4 protein-coding genes are annotated in these 4,930 nt (G+C 68.7%); all 4 read right to left on the reverse strand.

The annotated features are described in order from the left end of the window. The coding region (gene murC / locus L995_RS30075) for a UDP-N-acetylmuramate--L-alanine ligase (RefSeq protein ID WP_047475116.1) at positions 1–1,230 on the reverse strand (1,230 nt) is incomplete at its 3' end. Next, positions 1,227–2,318 (reverse strand): undecaprenyldiphospho-muramoylpentapeptide beta-N-acetylglucosaminyltransferase, encoded by a 1,092-nt coding sequence (gene murG / locus L995_RS30080; protein ID WP_016448031.1) that lies wholly within the window; start codon positions 2,316–2,318, stop codon positions 1,227–1,229. The genes murG and murC, both read right to left, overlap by 4 nt. Next, complete coding sequence (ftsW, locus tag L995_RS30085) at positions 2,315–3,580, reverse strand: putative lipid II flippase FtsW (RefSeq protein ID WP_017404612.1); 1,266 nt, start codon at positions 3,578–3,580, stop codon at positions 2,315–2,317. The genes murG and ftsW overlap by 4 nt, the downstream gene beginning before the upstream one ends. 5 nt (positions 3,581–3,585) lie before the next feature. After that, on the reverse strand, positions 3,586–4,930 hold a 1,345-nt coding region (murD, locus tag L995_RS30090), incomplete at its 5' end, for a UDP-N-acetylmuramoyl-L-alanine--D-glutamate ligase (protein WP_047475118.1).

Raw genomic sequence — 4,930 nt, forward strand, 5'->3', positions numbered from 1 at the left:
CAACGAGCGGCCATCGGCCGCCACCACCGGCGCCTCGCCGGCCGCATAGACCTCGGTCAGCAGCACGGCATCGGCCAGGCCGATGACCTTGACGAAATCCTCGAAGCAATCGCGCGTGCGGCTGTAGCGGTGCGGCTGGAAGGCCAGCACCAGGCGGCGGCCCGGGAAGGCGCCGCGCGCAGCAGCCAGCGTGGCCGCCATCTCGACAGGGTGGTGCCCGTAGTCGTCGATGACGGTGAAGATGCCACCGTCCGCTGCAGGGAGTTCGCCATAGCGCTGGAAGCGCCGGCCCACGCCCTTGAAGCTTTCGAAGGCGCGCAGCAGCGCCTCGTCGGCAATCTCCAGCTCCATGGCGACGGCCACGGCCGACAGCGCGTTGAGCACGTTGTGCTCGCCCGGCAGGCTCAGCACCACGTCCAGGTCGGGATAGCTTTGGCCGTTGCTGCGGCGCACCGTGAAATGCATGCGGCCGGCCTCGGCGCGCACGTTGAGGGCGCGCACCTGGGCGTCCTCGGCAAAGCCGTAGGTGGTCACGGGGCGGGCCACCTGGGACAGGATCTCGCGCACGGCCGGGCTGTCCACGCAGACGATGGCGCGGCCGTAGAACGGCATGCGGTGCAGGAAGTCGACGAAGGCGCCCTTGAGCCGGCCGAAGTCATGGCCGTAGGTTTCCATGTGGTCGGCGTCGATGTTGGTGACGACAGCCATCACGGGCAGCAGGTTCAGGAAGGAGGCGTCGGACTCGTCCGCCTCGACCACGATGTAGTCGCCCTGGCCCAGCTTGGCGTTGGCGCCCGCGCTGTTGAGCTTGCCGCCGATGACGAAGGTCGGGTCCAGCCCGGCCTCGGCCAGCACGCTGGTCACCAGGCTGGTGGTCGTGGTCTTGCCGTGGGCTCCTGCGATGGCGATGCCCTGCTTGAAGCGCATCAGCTCGGCCAGCATGAGCGCACGCGGCACGACGGGGATCTTGTGCGTGCGCGCCGCGACCACCTCGGGGTTGTCGGACTGCACGGCGGTGGAGGTGACGACGGCGTCAGCCCCCTCGATGTTCGCGGCCGCATGGCCGACGTGGGTGGCAATGCCCAGGCCTGCGAGCCGGCGCAGCGTGGCGCTGTCGGACAGGTCCGAGCCCGAGACGGCGTAACCCAGGTTGTGCAGCACCTCGGCGATGCCGCTCATTCCGGCGCCGCCGATGCCGACGAAATGGATGTGATGAATGGCGTGCTTCATGCGGCCAGTTCCTCACAGGCGGCGACCACCTCGGCGGTGGCTTCGGTCTTTTGCATTTTCTTGGCTTTTCCAGCGCGCTCCAGCAGCGTCGCACGCTGCATATTTTGTAGCATTTCGGCCAGGCTTTGGGCAGTCAGTGCGCTTTGTTGCATCAACCATCCACCACCGGCATCGACCAGGAAACGCGCGTTCGCGGTCTGGTGGTCGTCCACGGCGGCCGGGAAAGGCACATAGATGGCGGCTGCGCCCACGGCCGCGATCTCGGTCACCGTGCTGGCACCGGCGCGGCAGACGATGACATCGGCCTCGGCAAAGGCACGGGCCGTATCGTCGATGAAGGGCGTCAGCTCGGCCTGCACGCCTGCCGCCGCGTAGTTGGCGCGCAGGGCGTCGATCTGTGCGGCGCCGCTTTGGTGGAGCACGACGGGGCGCACATCGGCCGGAATCAGGGCCAGCGCCTGCGGCACGATCTCGTTGAGCGCCTTGGCGCCCAGGCTGCCGCCCACCACCAGCAGGCGCAGCGGTCCGCTGCGGCCCGCAAAGCGCTGCTCGGGCGCGGGCTGCTCGGTGAAGGCCTGGCGCAAGGGGTTGCCGACCCAGCGGCCCTTGGGGAACACGTTGGGGAAGGCGGTGAAGATGCGGTGGGAGACGCTGGCCAGCACCTTGTTGGCCATGCCGGCCACGGAGTTCTGCTCATGCAGCACCAGGGGCTTGCCGGCCAGCACGGCCATCATTCCACCGGGGAAGCTGATGTAGCCGCCCAGGCCCACGACCACGTCGGGCTTGACGCGGCGCACCACGGCCAGCGCCTGCCAGAAGGCACGCAGCAGGCGCATGGGCAAAAAGGCCAGGGTCATGATGCCCTTGCCGCGCACGCCCGAGAACTCGATGGTCTCCAGCGGGAAGCCCTGGGCCGGCACGATGCGGGACTCCATGGAGCCGGGGGCGCCCAGCCAGCGCACGTTCCAGCCGCGCTCGCGCAGCGCCTGGGCCACGGCCAGGCCCGGGAAGATATGGCCGCCCGTGCCGCCGGCCATGATCAGGGCCGTGCGCTGGCGTTGCGTGCCTTGAGAGGTGGACTGCGTCATGCATGCCCTCCCTTCATCAGCAACTTGTTCTCGTAGTCCACCCTTAACACCACCGCTATCGCTATCAGATTCATGAGGATGGCCGACCCGCCGAAGCTCATCAGGGGCAGCGTCAGTCCCTTGGTCGGCAGCGCGCCCAGGTTCACGCCCATGTTGATGAAGGCCTGGAAGCCCATCCAGATCGCAATGCCCTCGGCCACCAGGCCGGAGAACACCCGGTCCAGCGCAATGGCCTGCCGCCCTATGAGCATGATGCGGCGCGTGAGCCACAGGAAGGTGACGGCGATCAGGAGCACGCCGACCAGGCCGAATTCCTCGCCGATCACGGCCAGCAGAAAGTCGGTGTGCGCCTCGGGCAGCCAGTGCAGCTTTTCGACGCTGCGACCCAGGCCCACGCCGAAGATCTCGCCGCGCCCGATGGCGATCAACGCATGCGACAGCTGGTAGCCCTTGCCCAGGGCATGCTTTTCATCCCAGGGATTGAGGTAGGCAAAGATGCGCTCGCGCCGCCATTCGGAGGTGGCGATGATGAGCACGAAGGCCAGCACCACCAGGGCCGCGATCAGGAAGAACATGCGCGCGTTCACGCCGCCCAGGAACAGGATGCCCATGGCGATCACCACGATCACCATGAAGGCGCCCATGTCGGGCTCGGCCAGCAGCAGCACCCCGACCAGCACCACGGCCAGCCCCATGGGCAGCACGGCGCGGAAGAAGCGCTCCTTGACCTCCATCTTGCGCACCATGTAGTCGGCCGCATAGATGAGCACGGCGAACTTGGCCAGCTCGGACGGCTGGAAGTTCATGATGCCCAGGGACAGCCAGCGCCGCGCGCCGTTGACCACGGTGCCCACGTGCGGGATCAGCACGGCCACCAGCAGGACCAGGGACACCAGGAAGAGCTTGCGCGCCATGCGCTCCCAGGTGGCCATGGACACCTGGAAGGCCAGCAGCGCGCCGACGAAGGCCATGCCTATGGACATGGCATGGCGCATCAGGAAATGGGTGGGCGCGATCTTGCCGAAGCGCGGATTGTCCGGCATGGCGATCGATGCCGAATACACCATGACCAGGCTCCAGGCCAGCAGGCCTATGACCACCCAGATCAGGGCCTGGTCCAGGCCGAGCACGCTGGCCGGCGTCTGCGTGGGCCGGTGGTACTGGGGACCGCCCAGGCGCACGGGCAGCACGTCGATGGCCTTTTCCTGCGCGCCTCCGAACCAGGAGCGCATGCGGCCCAGGGCCTGGTTCATGGCGTTCATCGCGCTCATGCAGCACCTCCGAGTTCATGCCCGGCATCCAGCGCCAGCGCGCGCACGGCATCGACGAACTGGTGGGCCCGGTCCTCGTAGTTGCGGAACATGTCCAGGCTGGCGCAGGCGGGCGACAGCAGCACGGCGTCGCCTTCATGGGCGCGAGAGGCGGCCAGCTCCACGGCATCGGCCATGGTGGTGGCATCGACCAGGGGCACGCCGCAGTCCTGCAGCGCAGCGCGGATGCGGCCCGCGTCGCGGCCGATCAGCACGGCGGCGCGCACGTGGCGCGACACGGGTGCGGCCAGCGGAGAGAAATCCTGGCCCTTGCCGTCACCGCCCAGGATGACCACGATGCGGTGGTCAGGCCCCAGGCCCGACAGCGCGGCCACGGTAGCGCCCACGTTCGTGCCCTTGCTGTCGTCGTAGTACTCCACGCCGTTGACGCGGCCGATGGGCTGGACGCGGTGCGGCTCGCCCCGGTACTCGCGCAGGCCGTAGAGCAGGGGCGCCAGCGTGCAGCCGCCCGCGCTGGCCAGGGCCAGGGCGGACAGGGCATTGATGGCGTTGTGCCGGCCGCGGATGCGCAGCGCGTCGGCGGGCATCAGGCGCTGGATGTACAGGTCTTCGGCGTTCTTGCCCTTGGCGGTTTCGTCGGCCTCATGGGCGCGCACCAGCCACGTCATGCCGCTGACCACTTCCAGACCGAAGTCGCCGGGGCGGCGCGGCATGTCGCCGCCGAAGGTGATGTGGGCGCGCTGCTGGGGCTTTTGGCGCTTGCCCGGCGGCACCACGGGTGCCGGCAGCATGCGCATGACCTCGGGGTCCTCGCGGTTGAGCACCATGATGCCGCTGCTGCCGAAGATGCAGGCCTTGGCATCGGCATAGGCGCGCAGGCTGCCGTGCCAGTCCAGGTGGTCCTGGGTGATATTGAGGACGGCAGCGGCCGTGGGCTCGAACATCTGCACGCCATCGAGCTGGAAGCTGGACAGCTCCAGCACCCAGGCCTGGGGCAGCGTTTCGGCATCGATGGCCTGGGTCAGCGTGTCCAGCAGCGTGGGGCCGATATTGCCCGCCACCGCCACGCGCAGGCCCGCATGCTCCAGCAGTTGGCCGGTCAGCGAGGTGACCGTGGTCTTGCCATTGGTCCCGGTAATGCCCAGCACGGTGGGACGGTAGCCATGGGCTGCGGCCAGGGCCTTGAGCGCCATGGCGAAGAGATCGAGTTCGCCGCCCACGGGCAGGCCCTGGGCCCGGGCCGTGTCGACCACGGGCGCCACGGCGGCCGGGCTCAGGCCGGGCGAGCGGTAGACCAGCCCCAGGCTCTGGCCGTCCACCAGCTGGGCCGTGAAATCTCCG

It is taken from the genome of Delftia sp. ZNC0008 (assembly GCF_000799035.1).
GTDB classification, from domain to species: domain Bacteria; phylum Pseudomonadota; class Gammaproteobacteria; order Burkholderiales; family Burkholderiaceae_C; genus Comamonas; species Comamonas tsuruhatensis.